Consider the following 527-nt stretch of genomic DNA (forward strand, 5'->3'; position numbering starts at 1 on the left):
CGTCGGCGACGACCGTCGCGGCGTGCTCGGCGCTCACCCGGTGGCGCAACGGCCGGGGCAGCATCCGGTCGAGCCGGCGCCCGAGCGGGTGGTCGTCGAGGACGCCCGTGGTCATGGAGGTCCGCACGACGCCGAAGTAGGCCACGCCCACGGTGACGCCGTGCGCGGCGAGCTCCGGGCGCAGAGCCCGGCCGAGTTGTTCGACGGCCGCCTTGCTCATCATGTACGGCGACCCGCCCGGACCCGGGGCGAAGGCGGCGGCGGAGCTGACCGTGACGACGTGCCCGCCGGTGGCGATCACCGCGTCGGCGACCGCCCGGACGGTGTTGAACACCCCGGTCTGGTTGATCGCGACGACCCGGTCGTACTCGGCCGGGTCCATCGTGCGCACCGTGGCCGGTTCCGGGGATACCCCGGCGTTGGCCACGGCGATGTCCACCCGCCCGGCACGGTCGAGCACCTCGGCGACCGCGGCGGCCATCCCGGCGCGGTCGGTGACGTCGGCGGCGACCGCGAGGGCCCGGTCG

At 75.9% G+C, this 527-nt stretch carries 1 protein-coding gene; it reads right to left on the reverse strand.

Translation table 11 applies throughout. The features are described from left to right. Window positions 1–527 (reverse strand): SDR family NAD(P)-dependent oxidoreductase (locus SACPADRAFT_RS26650; protein ID WP_007027944.1); only part of this gene is annotated, 527 nt, incomplete at both ends.

It is taken from the genome of Saccharomonospora iraqiensis subsp. paurometabolica YIM 90007, assembly GCF_000231035.2.
Taxonomy (GTDB): domain Bacteria; phylum Actinomycetota; class Actinomycetes; order Mycobacteriales; family Pseudonocardiaceae; genus Saccharomonospora; species Saccharomonospora paurometabolica.